This is a genomic window from Acrocarpospora corrugata (assembly GCF_009687845.1).
GTDB classification, from domain to species: Bacteria; Actinomycetota; Actinomycetes; order Streptosporangiales; family Streptosporangiaceae; genus Acrocarpospora; species Acrocarpospora corrugata.
Window position 1 is genome coordinate 74296 of the sequence record NZ_BLAD01000038.1, and the last position, 15136, is coordinate 89431.

The 15136-nt window shown below is 71.3% G+C and carries 10 protein-coding genes and 1 pseudogene; 5 read left to right on the forward strand and 6 right to left on the reverse strand.

Going from position 1 to position 15136, the window contains the following annotated elements; all coding sequences use genetic code 11:
• The first annotated feature begins 158 nt into the window (after positions 1-158).
• From Acor_RS05035 to Acor_RS46130, 4 genes and pseudogenes are all read left to right on the forward strand, one after another.
• Positions 159-1439: a glycerate kinase gene (locus Acor_RS05035; protein WP_155335352.1), complete on the forward strand. Its 1281-nt coding sequence runs from the start codon at positions 159-161 to the stop codon at positions 1437-1439.
• Positions 1426-2751, forward strand: coding sequence for an allantoinase AllB (gene allB / locus Acor_RS05040; RefSeq protein WP_155335353.1), 1326 nt, complete (start codon positions 1426-1428; stop codon positions 2749-2751). The genes Acor_RS05035 and allB overlap by 14 nt, the downstream gene beginning before the upstream one ends.
• A 196-nt stretch (positions 2752-2947) precedes the next feature.
• The gene (gene alc / locus Acor_RS05045) at positions 2948-4000 is read left to right on the forward strand and encodes an allantoicase (RefSeq protein ID WP_155335354.1); all 1053 of its coding nucleotides are present in this window, start codon (positions 2948-2950) and stop codon (positions 3998-4000) included.
• A gap of 1077 nt (positions 4001-5077) precedes the next feature.
• Positions 5078-5335, forward strand: a pseudogene (locus tag Acor_RS46130) (M20 family peptidase); the annotation flags it as partial.
• On the opposite strand, the gene Acor_RS05055 reads toward Acor_RS46130, so the two are convergent.
• A complete protein-coding gene (locus Acor_RS05055; RefSeq protein WP_422664791.1) occupies positions 5300-5779 on the reverse strand; it encodes a transposase family protein in 480 nt (159 codons plus the stop codon). The pseudogene Acor_RS46130 and the gene Acor_RS05055 overlap by 36 nt on opposite strands.
• Positions 5780-6277: 498 nt before the next feature.
• Entirely contained in the window at positions 6278-6457 is a 180-nt protein-coding gene (locus Acor_RS41985; RefSeq protein ID WP_170316794.1) for a hypothetical protein, read from the reverse strand.
• A gap of 79 nt (positions 6458-6536) precedes the next feature.
• Between Acor_RS41985 and Acor_RS05060 the strand changes: the two genes are divergently transcribed.
• Complete coding sequence (locus tag Acor_RS05060) at positions 6537-6938, forward strand: GntR family transcriptional regulator (protein ID WP_218034140.1); 402 nt, start codon at positions 6537-6539, stop codon at positions 6936-6938.
• A gap of 14 nt (positions 6939-6952) precedes the next feature.
• Here the strand turns inward: Acor_RS05060 and Acor_RS05065 are convergent, their stop codons facing one another.
• Genes Acor_RS05065 through Acor_RS05080 form a run of 4 tightly spaced genes read right to left on the reverse strand, consistent with a single transcriptional unit; the run spans position 6953 to position 15126 of the window.
• Positions 6953-8155, reverse strand: a complete 1203-nt coding sequence (locus tag Acor_RS05065) for a TIGR02679 family protein (RefSeq protein ID WP_155335357.1) — start codon at positions 8153-8155, stop codon at positions 6953-6955.
• A complete protein-coding gene (locus Acor_RS05070; RefSeq protein ID WP_155335358.1) occupies positions 8148-12200 on the reverse strand; it encodes a TIGR02680 family protein in 4053 nt (1350 codons plus the stop codon). Before Acor_RS05070 ends, Acor_RS05065 begins: the two co-directional genes overlap by 8 nt.
• Entirely contained in the window at positions 12197-13561 is a 1365-nt protein-coding gene (locus tag Acor_RS05075; protein ID WP_155335359.1) for a TIGR02678 family protein, read from the reverse strand. The genes Acor_RS05070 and Acor_RS05075 overlap by 4 nt, the downstream gene beginning before the upstream one ends.
• Positions 13561-15126, reverse strand: a complete 1566-nt coding sequence (locus Acor_RS05080; protein ID WP_218034141.1) for a TIGR02677 family protein — start codon at positions 15124-15126, stop codon at positions 13561-13563. Before Acor_RS05080 ends, Acor_RS05075 begins: the two co-directional genes overlap by 1 nt.
• Positions 15127-15136 lie beyond the last annotated feature (10 nt).

Below are 15136 nucleotides of genomic sequence, written 5' to 3' on the forward strand. Positions count from 1 at the left end.
CGTGGAAGCCGCGTGGGGCCTTTCCGCTTCGGGGCTGATCGTGGACGCTGGGCGGGGCTCGCGCGCGTCGGGGCTGATCGTGGTGGGCTGGGTGGGACCTTCTCCGGTGGGGGCGGGATGATGAGGCGTCACCCGCTGCCGAGTCTGAGGTCGCCGTCATGAGAGATCACGTCGTCATCGCGCCGGACAAGTTCAAGGGGTCGCTGACCGCGCCGGAGGTGGCGGAGCATGTGGCCGCCGGGCTGGGGGTGCCGGCGGTGTCGCTGCCGGTGGCGGATGGGGGCGATGGGACCGTGGACGCCGTGGTGGCGTGCGGGTTCGAGCGTGTGGAGGTTGAGGTCGCGGGGCCGACGGGGGAGCGGGTTGTCGCTTCGTATGCGGTGCAGGGGGAGACGGCGGTTGTTGAGATGGCCGACGCGTCTGGGTTGCGGAGGCTGTCCGGGGGGCTCGCGCCGTTGACGGCGACGAGTTACGGGACGGGGGAGTTGATCGCGCACGCGGTTCGGGGTGGGGCGCGGCGGATCGTGCTCGGGCTCGGGGGGAGTGCGTGCACGGATGGGGGAGCGGGGCTGGCACAGGCCCTCGGCGCACGATTCCTGGACGCTTCGGGCAACGAACTTCCCCTCGGCGGAGGGGCACTCCGGGACCTCGCTCAAATCGACATTTCCCGATTTATGACGGGGCTTCGCGAAATTTCGGGACATGAGCCTGTGGCGGGACATGAGTCTGGGGCGGGGCATGATCATGAAGTGGGAGATGATCATGGCGTGGGGGAGGGTGATGGGCATCGGCACGCGAGTGATGCCGTCGCCGGGCTGGAGTTCGTGGTCGCCAGCGATGTCGACAATCCGCTGCTCGGGCCGTTCGGGGCCGCCGCGGTCTATGGGCCGCAGAAGGGTGCGGATCCGGACGAGGTGAAGGTGCTGGAGGCCGGTCTGGCCAGGCTGGCGGCGGTCGCCGCGCACACGCACGGGCTCGCGGGATCGGTGGAGCACGACGGGGTCGTCCGCAGCATGGGCGTGGCGGGGCAGCCTGGGGCCGGAGCCGCCGGCGGGGTCGGGTTCGCGGCGCTCGCGTTCCTGCACGCGGAGATCCGGCCGGGCATCGAGTATCTGCTCGATCTGCTCGACTTCGACCGCCATGTGCGCGGCGCCCGGTTGGTGATCACCGGCGAAGGTTCGCTGGACGAGCAGTCCCTCCGCGGCAAGGCGCCCATCGGCGTCGCCAATGCCGCCGCCCGGTACGGCGTTCCCGTCGTCGCCGTCTGCGGCCGGCGGGCGATCGGCGACGAGGAACTGCGTAAGGCCGGAATCGACGCGGTGTACGCGCTGACCGACCTCGAATCCGACGTCCGGGTCTGCATGACCGAGGCGGGGCCGTTGCTGGAGCGTCTCGCCGTACGGATAGCGGCGACCAGGTTGGAGGATGCCGGTGAATGAGTTCGACTTGGTCGTACGGTCGCGGCGGGCGGTTGTCCCGGAAGGGGAGAAGGCGCTGGCGGTAGCCGTACGGGATGGGCGGATAGCGGGGCTTTCCGGGTATGACGCGCCGCTGGATGCGCGGGAGACCGTCGATCTCGCCGATGTGGCCTTGCTGCCGGGGCTCGTGGACACGCATGTGCATGTGAACGAACCCGGACGTACCCACTGGGAGGGATTCGCGTCCGCGACCCGGGCGGCGGCGGCCGGGGGAGTGACCACGATCGTCGACATGCCGCTCAACTCGCTGCCGCCCACGACGACGGTGTCCGCGCTGGAGATCAAGAAGAAGGCCGCCGAAGGGCAGTGCCACGTGGACGTCGGCTTCTGGGGCGGCGCGATCCCCGCCAACGCCGACGACCTCGAACCCCTCTTCGCCGCCGGGGTCTTCGGCGTCAAATGCTTCCTGTCCCCCTCCGGTGTGGACGAATTCCCCGCCCTCGATCCCGGCCAGCTCGTCGAGGTCCTGCACCGGCTCGCCGCCATCGACGGCCTGCTGATCGTCCACGCCGAGGACCCTGGAACCCTCACCGACCCTCTCGGCCCGACATATCCAGAATTCCTGGACTCCCGCACCCAGGACGCCGAACTCAGAGCCGTCGAACGCGTCATCGACGCGGCGGCGACGACAGGCGCTCGCGCCCACATCGTCCACATCTCCGCGGGTTCATGCGTGGAGCCCCTCCGCCGTGCCCAGCAGGCGGGCGTACGCATCACCGCCGAAACCTGCCCCCACTACCTCACCCTCAGCGCCGAGGAAGTCAGCAGCCCCGCCTTCAAATGCTGCCCGCCCATCAGAGAGTCCGCCAACCGCGACACCCTCTGGCACGGCCTCGCCACCGGCGTCCTGATGGGCGTCGTCTCCGACCACTCCCCATGTCCCGCCGACCTCAAGGGCCTGACCGCCCACGACTACAGCTCCGCCTGGGGCGGCATCGCCTCCCTGCAACTCGGCCTCCCCATCATCTGGACCGAAGCCCAACCCCGCGGGTACGGCCTCGCGGACGTCGCCAAGTGGATGTCCGCAGGTCCCGCAGCCCTGGTCGGCCTGTCCACCAAGGGCGCGATCGCCATCGGCAACGACGCCGACCTGGTCGCCTTCGACCCCACAGCCGAGTTCACGGTGAACGCGACGAAACTTCACCACAAGAACCCCGTCACCCCATATGACGGGCGCAGGCTCACCGGCGTCGTACAAACAACCTGGCTGCGCGGCCAAGCCGTGCAGGGCACGCCCTTCGGCCAATTCCTCCTCCCGCAGAACCGGCCATGAGCACGCGGGCTCGCATCCGTGTTCATCCGGCAGCAGCATCGGCCATGAGCACGCGGGTTCACACCCGTGTTCATCCGGCAGCACCAACGACCAATGAGCACGCGGGCTCGCGGCGCGCGTCCATCCGGAGTCATGGGCGACGTACATTCACGACCGCATCTGGTTGGGCGGACTTGACCGACCTTGGGAGGCACCAATGGCCGATTTCACGAAATTTCCGGATTTGGCGTTGCGGAAGTATGGCGGGGCCGTCATCGCCGCCAACGACGAATCCTTCGCCGAGCGCGAAGCCCTGATCCGGCCCGGCCCGGCCGCCTTCCAAACCCACACCTTCGGCGCCAAAGGCCAGATCTACGACGGCTGGGAAACCCGCCGCCGCCGCGCCCCCGGCTTCGACTGGGCCATCATCCGCCTCGGCCTCCCCGGCGTCATCAAAGGCATCGTGATCGACACCGCCTGGTTCAAGGGCAACTACCCCCCGTACGCCTCGGTGGAAGCCTGCGCCGCCGATGACCACCAGGCCCCCGTAGAACTCACCGACTGGGTGGAAATCGTCCCCAAACAAGCCCTGAAAGGCGACACCGCCCACGAGTTCGAGGTCAAGAACCCCCGCCGCTTCACCCACGTCCGCCTGAACATCTTCCCCGACGGCGGCGTCGCCCGCCTCCGCGTCCACGGCGAGGTCATCCCCGACCCCCGCTTCCTCACCGGCCTCACCATCGACCTCGCCGCCCTCCAGAACGGCGCCACAATCGTCGCCTGCTCCAACGAGTTCTACTCCACCCCCGCCAACGTCATCGCCCCCGGCCTCCCCCGCAACCAGGCCGAAGGCTGGGAAACCGCCCGCCGCCGCGACGACGCCAACGACTGGCTCATCGTCCGCCTCCCCGCCCCCGGCCGCGTCACCATCGCCGAACTCGACACCACCAACCTCCTCTTCAACGCCCCCGGCTGGGCCGCCATCACCGGAACCGACTCCCGCACCACCATCCCCGGCAAAACCGCCAAATGGTTCCCCCTCCTCCCCAAAACCCGCCTCCAACCCGACACCCCCCACCGCTTCCGCCTCGACAGCGACCGCAAAATCACCCACGCCCGCCTCGACATCTACCCCGACGGCGGCCTGGCCCGCCTCCGCCTCCTCGGCACCCTCACCGAAAAAGCCGAACGCGACCTAACCACCCGCTACACCACTCTGACCGGAACCCACCCGGAACCGGTTCGCTTCCCTACGCGACGTCCCGGGTGATGGGCTGGTCACGGGAGGACTGGAGCCTCCCCAAAATCCCCTGACCACCCCGTCGGAGTCCGGCCCACAGCGCACCACTTTGCCAATACGAAGTCCTCCGAAGCGCTCGGATGGGCGACGGGCTTCAAAGTGGCCATTCGGACAGGGCGGTTTATTGTTCAGTCTTGAAACAGTTGGTTTTCCCGACTATCAGTATGTTCGGCTCAGTCGTTCGCGTAGCGACCATGAACGTGACCGCAGTTTTGCGGGTTGCGCATGACCACTACCGACAGGTCGTCATCGAAGAAATCCAAGCAGTCGACGATCTGATCGAACTTCAGCAAGATGAGTCCGCTTCGTACCAGTCCGGCTGCGGTGACAGGTGTCCCGGTCGGACGAAGTTTCTCTGCGCCCGGAAGAATCGTTGTTTGGACCCGTGAACACAGGCGGTGTCGGAGTCCTTCTCGGCTTTCTCGGTTATCTGGAACAGTCCCGCACTCTGGACTGGTTCAGACGCGAGTAACTCCTCGCCATTACTGACCAGACTGCGCGTGGCTGTCGCGAGAGTCGGCTGGGCCGGTCCGGAGCACCCCGTCAGCGTGACGAAACAGACTCCAGCCGCGGCGATCCGGGAAGCCAGCTTCACCATCCGGACATTACCTGAATCGCCGCATCCGCTGGCTGGGTTCAGCAAACGCAGACGGCTCCCGCGAAACCACGCAGGGTCTGTGGTTCAGCGCGGACGGCCACTCCGGGGTCACGCCGAGCATGGTGTCCGAGTGGAACTCGGAAGACACCCGACCAGCATCGGGCACCGCGCGACACTCTGCGACATCTACAGTGCTCGGGGCGGCGTTGGCGGCACAGCTGCTGGATCATGGCAGGCAGGCCGGAGACCATCGAGGAGGTCACCGCGCTGGACGTGCTGCGGGAAAGGAGTTCACAGATATGACGAGCAAGCGGAACGCTGCCATCGACGCTACGGGCTCGTTGCGGGTCGCTCGTGATGACCATGCCGGGGTGGTGAAGCTGACCCGTGAGCTGGTGCGGATTCCCAGCCGCGGCGGTATCGACCACTACGACCCGGTGTTGGACTATATGGAATCCTGGCTGGTCGAACATGGTCATGCCTGTCGGCGCCTTGCCGATCCAGGCGGGACGACGGTCGCCTTGACTTGCGAGGTCACCGGGGCTGGGCTGGGTCCCCGCTACGTGCTGGACGCTTGCTTGGACACCGCCCCGTTCGGGGACGAGAGCGCCTGGACCTACCCGCCGACCTCGGGAGAGATCATGGGGGGCTGGCTGCACGGGCGCGGATCGTCAGATTCCAAGGCCGGAGCGGCGATCTTCGCGCACATCGCCGCCCGGCTCCAGCAGACGGCCGACCAGTGGCAGGGCAGTGTCGTGCTGTGCATCGCAGTTCCCGGTACCGGCTCCGGTGCCGCTATCAGCGCGTTCCAGGTTGGCCGGGGCAGCCGATTCACCAAGGTAGGCGGCGGTTTGCCGGTCCACTTCGTTCCCGTCGACTTTGGCCAGTACCCGGCGCATCGTGCGCTCGCTGGGCGGGTGGCGAACGCCCGTGAGCGGGTCACGCCAGCAGCCCAGGCGGGCCAGCAGATCCTGCGGCGCATCCCTGGCCCACTCGATGATCGCCGTGATCGAGTCGCCGCCGACCACGGTCGTGCCAAACGTCATCACCGCCAAAATGGCCTCCAGGGTGTGGCGGACCTTGCTCGCCTGCCGAGGGTCGCTGATCGACCGGAATCGGGCGAGAAGTCCGTGCTCCCGCCCCTGATTCATTGGAGAGTCGCTGTCGATCTGGCCTACCTCGGGCACGCTGATCAGCGATGATGGAGCGACGGGCACGGTTTCCTCCGAGGATCGAACGGCGTCAGACACCGCTGATCTTCAGGAACCGTGTCCTTCTTCGTCTGGCACTTGGTCAGTCATTACTCGACCTTCACTCCTACGCAGCCCGCGCCCAGGCTCAGCGGTACCGAAGAAATCAAACCCGGACGAATCCTCGATACGCCGGGGCCCTGGGGCTGGCACGAGGGTCTCACGGGCCAGGTGGTGTGGTTCCAGCTCACGGAAGGCCCGGTTCCGGGTGAAACCGAACGCGGCAGCTGCCCAAAGTTCGCCCGGCGGTGACTGGTCGGGCCCAGTCGTGCTCAGGCAAAACTCAGTCGTGCTCAGACAAAAGGAGAAAGAGAGATGACAGGTATGCGGACCGAATTCGAGCGGCGTCGTGCGATGCAATTGATTTTGCAGGAAAGGCGGGCGACCGAAGCGCCGGGTTCAGGCTCGCGGGACTCCCGTGCGACTCCCGAGCTCCGGGTCGTCCCGGCTACGCCCGGTGAGCCGTACAAGTTCGGCGGTCCCCGCGGAGCCCTCCTCGCCATCCGCCGACGGGAGATCATCGAACTCCTGGCGGAGCGGATCACCAGTGGTGAAGTGCGCGAGGGCGCGGATATCCACCTTCCAGCAGCTGATGGTCGCCTATGCCATTCCCCGGTACGCCGCCATGCGCATTCAGCGTGAGCTCCGGAATCGGCGAATGATACGCAATGTGCCCGGCGTCGGGTTCGTCGTCGGCGTCCCCACCGGCCCGCTCCCGCCTCCGCGCGTGTCGGCGCAGGATCGCATCACCCAGATCGCGACGGAGCTGGCGGAGATGATCCGAACCGGCAAGATCCCCCCACACGAGCGGGTCGCCACCCAGCGCCGGCTGATGACCGAACACGGCATTTCCAGAGCGACCGCCGGGGGCATTCTGAGCCGTCTCGTCGCCAAGGGCTTGGCCTACGAGATCCCGTACCTGGGCACGCTGGCGTCGCCCCGCCATCTGTGGCCGCCCAAAGGCACTTCGCTGGCCCTGAGCCCGATACCGGCCGACCATGTCCGCAAGTCCCGCGTCGTTCAGGCACGGAACGAGGCGGCTCCGGGTCGCGTCAGGTGACATGCCATCACCACTCAGCGGGCAGCGAGGTCGGCGAGGAGGACCGGAATGAGGCGTTCCTCCATGACGGCCCGGCCCTCGGTGGCCATCGCCTCCGACAAGGACGGATCCCACGGGCTGCCGGTCCGGCTGCCGGTGAGTGGGGTCGACTCGCCCAGCGCGAGGCCGGTCGTGTAGTCGGACGCGCTCATCCGCCAGGGCGTGCTACCTGCCGCCGCCACGATGCGCAGGCCCGTCCAGTCGAAGTCGGCGCGCCAGCGCAGCCGCGACCCGGCGGCCACGGCGGCGGCGAGCAGCTTGTGGCAGGCCGCGGACGGGATTCCCTCGGTGCAGACGAGCGCCGCCGACCGGTTCCCGAGTTCGGCCGCCGCCGCGCGGAGAACCGCGGGATTCTCACAGATGAAGAGTTCCTCGGCGACGGGGACGACAGGGTGCCCATTCTGCTGGTGAAGGGTGAGCCGGAACGGGATCCCAGACCGGGCGGCGTCGTTCAGCCACCGGGACACCACGTTGTCGCCCCGGGTCCGCACATTGAGCAGCAGCACCTGACTGGCCAGGTCGTCCACGATCACCCCGGCGGACTCCCACAGCGCCCGCTGTCCCGTCCGGCCGGAGGGTACGCCGGGCGAACCCGACCGGAGTGCGAGGGCGCGCAGCACCAGTGTCGCCAGCGGACTGCCCGGGGTGAGGGCCTTGGTGTCACCGGTGGCCGACTCGGCCAGGACGGGCAGCGGGACGAACCTCGCGGGCAGCTGATCGAGCACGGCGGTCGCCTGCCGGATCAGGTGGGAGTCGCCCCGCCGGATCAGCCGGGTGAGCGTGCCGTCCTCGGTCATCGCCGACAGCCACGCGGCGAACCAGTCCTCCCCGGCCGACATCGCGGCTCCGGCCACCGCCAGCAGCGACTGCCTCGCGGAGACCTCCGCGGCGCGTTCCGCGGGCCGATCCCGGACCGGATCGCCCAGCCGGGCCAGCGTCTGGAGCAGACCCGCGCCGTGCATCCTGGTGAGGGCCTCGTCCAGGCCGGCCAGCGAGACCGTGAGCCGCTTGACGGTCTCTGGCCGGTACGTGCCGGTGATGCCGATGATCACCCGGCGTTCGGTCTCGGACGGGGCGGCCAAGCCGACGGAGCCGTCGAGCGCGCCTCCGGTCTGCTCCAGCTTGCGCCGTGCCGCCGCGAGGAGACGCCGCCAGCCGTCGCCGCGCAGCTCATCCAACGGGGACCCGCCGCACGCCCGGGGATCCCAGCGCCGCGGTCAGGTCGCCGGTGTCGTCGGCGAGGAGTTCCGCCCCGTCCCACACCAGCAGCAGCGCGCTGACCGTGTGCTCCACCGGGGAGTGGGCCAGGTCGTAGTGGGCCGCCGCGGGCACCCCGGCGTGCGTGGCCCACAGGTCGTAACCTGTCATGAACAGGTCCAGATCGAACTGGGTGGCCAGGCCCATCAACTCGCTGCGCCCGGTGTCGTCCACCCCGGCGAACGCCTCGTCCAGGGCGAGCAGCCGGGGCGCGTCAGGGCGCGCCGAGTTGAGCATGGCGTGCGCGGCGGCGAACAGCGGCAGGTGCAGCGACACCGACTGCTCGCCGCCGGACAGCCGGCTGTGCTTGGCGCGGGTGAGGCGCTCCTCGTGCGTCGTCCCGGCGGCGGCGCCGGGCCGGACGAGCTGGAAGGCGAACTGCCGCCACCGCCGATAGTCGAGCACCTTGGTGAGCAGCTCCCGGTAGGGGAGCTCCCGCTCACGGGCCCGTGCGTTCTTGATCTGGGTGGCGAAGTGGCCGCGGATCCGGCTCAGCTCGTCCGGCCGGAGCCGGGCGGCGTCCGCGTCCAGCAGCCCGCAGACCGCCCGCTGCTCCTCCTCCAGGTGGTCGGCGAGCTGCCAGCTCACCCCCACCGTGGTCCCGGACGACATCCGGCGGGACCGCATCTCGGTGTTCATCCGCCGGATCAGGTCGCGCGCGTCCACCGTGCGGTCGTGGATCTGCTGGGCCAGCCGGGTGAGCAGCGCGTCCTCCAGGATCCGCTGCTCGGACTCGCTGAGCAGCTGCTGCTGGTCCTTGCGGGCGGCGGTCATCTTCGCGGCGAACGCGCCCACCGGCAGCGGCCCGTCCTCGTCCGCGATCCGGACCACGATCACGCCGTCCGCGCCGTCCCACTCGGGCCGGTAGTCCTGACCGGCGGTGGCGAGCTGCGCCTGGAGATCGTCCAGCGCCTTGGTCAGCCGGGTGGTCGACTGTTTGAGCGAGATCTCGGTGGGGGTCAGATCGCGGGTCACGGTGCGGATGGCCTCGTGCACCGCGGTCACCGCGTCCGGCAGCCGCTCGCCCAGCCAGTCGGCCTTCTGCGCGGGCCAGGCCAGGCCGGGCGGGCATTTGAGCACGTCGAGCAGCTCCCGCTGGGCGAAGGGGGCCAGGGCTCTGGCGGTCTCCCGCTCCTCGACCGCCGCGACCCGCAGCGACTCCCGCGCGGCGGCCAGCCTGGCCTGCGCGGTGGCGTGCTCGGTGAGCGCCGCGCGCTCGGCGGCTCGCGCCGCCTCCGCCGTCCGCGACGCGGCGACGATCCCGGTCTCGGCGGTCTCGACCTCGGCCAGCACCTGGCCCGCCTCCGCGCCCATGGTCTGCCGGAGGGCGTCCAGCTTGGCGGCTTCCTCGGTGTGCCGCCGCCGCGCCCCCGACTCGGTCGACTCCGCCGCGGCCTCGTCGTCGGCCGCCGCCTCCAGCCGCTCCGTGCCCTCCTCGACCGCCTCGCGCTGCCTGGCCTCCTCGCGCCGCCGCCCGACCAGCGTGCCCGCGGTGGACTCGAAGCGCCGGACGGCCTCGGCCACCTCGTCCACCCGATCGGGGTCGAGGCTGTGCTCGGCCCCGATCCTGCGCAGCGCCCGCTCGGCGGCGCCGCAGGCGGCGACGGCCTCGTCGTAGCCGCTCTGCGCGTCGTCGGCGGTCTCCCTGGTGGCGCGGAGCCGCCCGGCGGCTCCCTCGTGCTCGCGCAGCGCCGACACGATCGGGCCCGTCCTGGGCAGCGCGGCGCGGGCGGCGGCGATCGCCTCCATCGCCGATTCGGCCAGGGCGGCCCGCCGGTCGAGCTCGGTGACGGTCTCGGTCAGCACCGCGATCCGGGCGTCGCATTCGGCCAGCCGGGCGGCCCGGCGGCGGGCCCGGGCGGTCGCCCCGACATACTCGGCGTGCTCCTTGCGGTGCGCGCCGGCCTGGATGCCCTGCGTGAAACGGCCGTCGGGGGAGATCATCGGCCGGTCGTCGCCGGTGTGGCCGAGCGCGACGGACCGCAGGATCGCTGTGATCCGCTCGGCCGGAACCGGCGTCTCCTCCTCGGGGACCAGCAGGTCGGCCAGGCTGGACGGCACCGGGGGACCCGGAACCAGGTAACCCTCGGAATCCCCGGCGGCGACGGCCTCGGGCGCCGGGGTGACCCAGGCGTCCAGCAGGTTGGCCGCCTCGAGCGCCGCCTCGACGGCGGCGGCGTGCTCGTCGCTCACCTGGTCGGCGAAGCGGACCAGCCGCCAGAACGGGGCTCCGGCCCGGCCTTCGCGGTCCGCGGTGCGGGCCGCGAACGGGGGCGGGGCGTCATCACGCTCAGCCGCGATCTCCGCTCGCTCGGCCAGGACCCGGGCGCGCTCGTTCCCGGCCTCGGCCCGCTCGCCCTTGAGCCGGGCCCGGGCATCCCGCAGATCCTGTACGGCCTGCGCGCTCGCGGCCCCGAACACCGCGTCGAGACCGGGCGCGTCCGGCTCCCCGGCCTGCTCCAGCGCCCCGGCCAGCGACGCCACGTCGAACCCCAGCTCGGCGAGCACCCCATGGTGCCGCTCCGCCCAGCCGGCCAGCTGGGTTCTGGCCTCCCCGCGCGCGCTCTCCACCGCCTGGGCCGTCCCGGCCTCGGCCTGCTCCGCCTGGACGGCGGCGGCGAGGGCCCGATCGAGGGCGATCCTGGCCAGATCCCGGGTCTGCTCGGCCTTCTGCCCGGTCGCGATCGCGGCCCGGACCGCGCGCACATCACCGGTGCGCGTGGCCGCCCGGCCGCCCACCCGGTCGGCGAAGCCCGCGTGCTCCGCGTCGGCCGGGGCCCAGCCGATCCCCGCGGCGGCGGCCTCGTCGGCGAGTTCGGTGGCCGCCCGGGAGACCGCGCCCGCCAGCTCGGCCAGCACCCGATGCGCGGCGGCCAGTCCGGCGCGGGCCTTCTGGGTGGCGGCGGCGCGCCGGTCCAGCTCGGCCCTGGCCGCCCTCGCGGTGTCCGCGCACGTCCGCACCAGGCGCTCCAGGTCGCCGAGCTGTTCGAGGGCCTGGTAGGCGGCGCTGCCCTTGAGCTGCTCCAGCCTGGCCCGGAGCCCGGCCAGGGCGTCCTCGGCCGCCGACAGGGTCTGCTCGGACTCCGCCTGGGAGCGCGCGGCGGTGGTCACGGCGGCGGCAGCCGTACCCAGCACGGTGCGGTGCGTCGTGACGTCGGCGCGGCGGCGGGTCAGCGCGTCGGCCGCCCAGCGGGAATGCGTGCGCAGGTAGGTGGTGTAGCTGGACAGGAACGACTGGGTCGCCTCGTCGGCCGCGACCAGGCCCTCCAGGGTGCGCTGCACCGTCTCCATGTCGTCGAAGGAGCGGGACGCCTCGGCGATCAGGTCGTCGTCGATCGGGCGCAGGCCGTCGGTGAGGGTGTCGGACAGCTTGCCCGGATCCAGATTCTTGGCGAGCTGCGGGCGGCGCAGCGTCAGGATGAGGGTGATCAGCTGCTCGTACCGCTCGCGGCCGAGGCCGAACAGCCGCTGGTCGATCGCCTGCCGGTAGTCGGAGGAGGTGGCGGTGATCGCCTGCTCGCCCAGCTCCTCGGCGAGCTGCCTCTTGGTCATCGGCCGGTCGTCGGCGGTGAGCAGGGAGAAGTCCACGCCCACCCGGCCCTCGGTGACGAAGTGCCAGCGGACCGGGGCGTCCCGGTGGCGCTGGGCGTGCAGCCCGATCCCCACCGTGACGGCCTCGCCGGTGTCGCGGTGCCGCAGCTCCAGCCAGACGTAGCCGAAGGCGCTGTCCTGCCCGCGGAAGAGCAGGTTGGACTTCATCGTCCGGTCCTCGGAGGCGAACGGGTTGAGCCGCTTGGGGTCGATCCGCCCGTCCAGCGCGAAGGGGAAGAGCACTTCCAGCGCCTTCGTTTTGCCCGAGCCGTTCGGTCCGCGCAGGATCAGCCAGCCGTTCGCGAAGGTGAACTCCTCGTCCCGGTAATCCCAGAGGTTGATGATCCCGGCCCGGGTCGGCACATACCGCGTCACTTAACCTCGCTCGCCTCGAAGAGAGTGTCCTGTTGCCGCTCGGCGCGGCGGGCCCGGGGCCTGACTTCGGCCGTGGCGCCCCGGTAGCGGGCCAGCAGCGGGAGCGCGAGCACGCCGCCCTCGACCCTGACGACCAGGCGCAGCGCGACGAGCAGCCGCACCGCCTCGCGCAGCAGCCGGTCGGGATCGCCGCGCCAGGCGAGGGAGAAGGCCGTCCCGTAGGTCTCCATGAGCTGCGTCATCGCGGCGCGCAGCCAGGCGTCGGTGACGAACGGATAGGCCTGCGCCTCGGCCGGTTCCCGCTCGGCGGTCTCGGCCTCGCTCAGCTCCGCCAGGACCCCCTTGACCGGCAGCCCGGCGTCGATGCTGGCCGCCAGCGTCTCGGTGCGCTCGGCCGACGTCGGCGCGGGCAGCATCGAGGGCCGCGATGTCTCCACCCGCGCGGCGATCCGCGCCGCCAGCAGCAGCGCCGCCTGGGACGGGGTGCCACCGCTGGGGAAGCGCAGATCGGACAGGCGTCCCGAGGTGTCGACGAGCGCCACCCCTTCGGCGCGGCGCTCCACGGCCTGCCCGGTCAGCCGCTCCAGGTCCTCGGCCAGGCCGGGGTGGCGGAGCTGGCCGCGCAGGGATTCCCCGGCGTCGGCGTAGTAGACCACCGGGTGTTCGAGCACCAGCCGCCGCGCCCGCCGGGCCGCGGCCTCGCGCACCCGGTGCACGCCCTGGGCGACACCGCGGTCGTGGTCGAGCAGCCCGGTCACCGAGCTCATGTGCTGCAGCACCCGGCTCGGCTGGTAGATCGCGAAGACGACCTCGCGGTCGATGTCGTACAGCGCCTCGGCCTGGTCGGGACTGCTGACCCAGTCGGCGGCGGAACCGTCGGCCAGGGTCAGCGCGCCGCGCTCGGCCAGCCAGGTCACCGCGTCGACGAAGGCGTCCCGGTCGGGCTTGCGCTCGGTGTCCAGGCCGAGCCCGTCGATCCGGGCGGCGTCCGCGGCGACCGCGTCCGCCAGCTCGCTGAGGGCGGTCTGGGGGCCGGACCGGCCGAGCGTGGCGAGCGTGAGCACCAGATAGGCGTAACGGCGGCGGTCGAACGGCCGGTCCGTCCTGGTCCGCGCCGGGCGCGTCACGTCCAGCTCGTCCTGCGCGCGGAGCAGCCGCGCGGTGTTCGGCGTGGTCACCAGGCGGTAGCCGAGCACCTCGTGCAGGTCGGTCCTGAGCTGGCCCGCCCAGCGGCGGATCAGGGGCAGCGCGGCCCGGTTCGGGTGGGCGTCGGTGATCAGCGCGTGGCTCAGCAGCAGCCGCACCGCCCGCTGGTAGTCGGCGAGCTCCAGCGAGCTCACCTGTTCGGCGACCCCGCCCATCAGGACACCTCCAGCGTGACGCCGGACAGGTGCAGGCGGCCGTGCACGGTGCGCACGGAGGTGCTGCCCTCGCAGGGGCGCAGCGTCAGCCGCACGCCGTGGGCCGAACCGGTGGCGGTGACCCGCCGGCTGGCCGGCACCCTGGCGGTGAGCGCTTGGTCGAGCAGGCTCAGCAGGGCCTTGGTCTCCGGCTCGTTCAGCACCCGGTCATAGGGGCCTTCGGCCGCCAGGGACGCCGCCGCGTCGCGCCGCTCCCTGGCCAGCTTGAGCTGGTCGGCGCGGAGCCGCTGCCGCTGGGCGTCGTTGCGCTCGATCCGCGCGGTGGTCCCGGCCATCCGCGGTTCCCGGCCGGACTCCACCAGGCCGCGGGCCAGCCGCACCGGCGCGGCGTCCCACCAGGACAACCTCGCGGGGATCAGCTCGGGGTCCTCGTGCGGGACCGCGATGTGCCGCGGGCCGCCCAGGCCGAAGGCCGCCTGGAAGAGCCCGTGCGCCGCGTCCTCGTCGGGGCAGGAGGCGAACCACTGGGCCAGATGCCGGAGCTGGCTCTCCCGGCTGACACCCCCGCGGCGCGCCTCGGTCACCCGCCTGAGCAGGGCCAGCACGTTCGCGATCGCGGTGACGGTCGCGTTCTGCAGCCGTTCCGCCTCGCTGCGGGAGTCCCGGGCGGCGCGGCCGTGACCGGCGCCGAACCAGTGCGTCAGGCCGGACCAGCGCTGCCGCCAGTCCGCCTCCCGGTCGCCTGGCGCCCGGAAGAGCCGGTCGTCGGCCGCCGCGGCCCGCGCGATCAGCGCGTCCACCCCGGTGTCGGCCACGTCCTGGACGGCCTGGGCCAGCCGGGGCGTGAAGCGGGCCAGCTCCGCGGTGAACTCCCGCATGTGCGTGAGCAGCGCGTCCTTGTGGGAGAGGAACACCTCGGGTCGCGTGTCGTTGGTGCGGGCCAGGTCGCCCAGCATCAGATAGAACCGGGCGGCCCGCTGCGCCATGTCGCCGAGCACCTGGTCCAGCCGGCTGAGCTTGCGGTAGATCTCGTCGCCGTGGCCGGCCCTGTTGGCCTCGGCCAGCGCCTCCAGGTCGGCCAGAATGTCAGGAAATATCAGCCTTGATAGCTGGGCGTCCTCCAGGGTCGCCCCGAGCACGTCCTCGACCGCCCGGTACGCGCGATAACCGGCCTGAGTGAACTGATACACGTAGTGCCGGTTGCGGTATTCGGCGAGGCTGGCCGCGCGGGTCCCGTCGTAGCTGCGATCGAGCAGCCGCCACTCGTTGAGCGAATCCAGCAGGGACTGCACGTCGCCGACCTCCGGGCAGCCCGGGTGCTCCTCGCGGAGCTGGTTCAGCAGGCCACGGGCACTGGCCGCGTGCAGCAGCACCTGATAGTTGGCCCGGCCCCGGTCGAACGCCCGCAGCAGCCACAGGTACTCCTCGCGCTTCTCGGCCGCCGCGAAGTGGAACAACCGCATCCGGTCGTCCAGCGTGAACGCGTCGATCCCGAACGTGTCCGCCGTGCTGGCGGGGGCATCGTCCGCAGGAGCGGCCCCGAGGGGAGGATTGGCGAGGTCCATGGTCCCGTCC

Excerpts from the sequence above, each read along its gene's own strand:
- Acor_RS05035 (WP_155335352.1), top strand. The coding sequence starts at position 159 with ATGAGAGATCACGTCGTCATCGCGCCGGACAAGTTCAAGGGGTCGCTG.
- allB (WP_155335353.1), top strand. The coding sequence starts at position 1,426 with ATGCCGGTGAATGAGTTCGACTTGGTCGTACGGTCGCGGCGGGCGGTT.
- alc (WP_155335354.1), top strand. The coding sequence starts at position 2,948 with ATGGCCGATTTCACGAAATTTCCGGATTTGGCGTTGCGGAAGTATGGC.
- Acor_RS05055 (WP_422664791.1), bottom strand. The coding sequence starts at position 5,779 with ATGAATCAGGGGCGGGAGCACGGACTTCTCGCCCGATTCCGGTCGATC.
- Acor_RS05060 (WP_218034140.1), top strand. The coding sequence starts at position 6,537 with ATGATACGCAATGTGCCCGGCGTCGGGTTCGTCGTCGGCGTCCCCACC.
- Acor_RS05075 (WP_155335359.1), bottom strand. The coding sequence starts at position 13,561 with ATGGGCGGGGTCGCCGAACAGGTGAGCTCGCTGGAGCTCGCCGACTAC.
- Acor_RS05080 (WP_218034141.1), bottom strand. The coding sequence starts at position 15,126 with ATGGACCTCGCCAATCCTCCCCTCGGGGCCGCTCCTGCGGACGATGCC.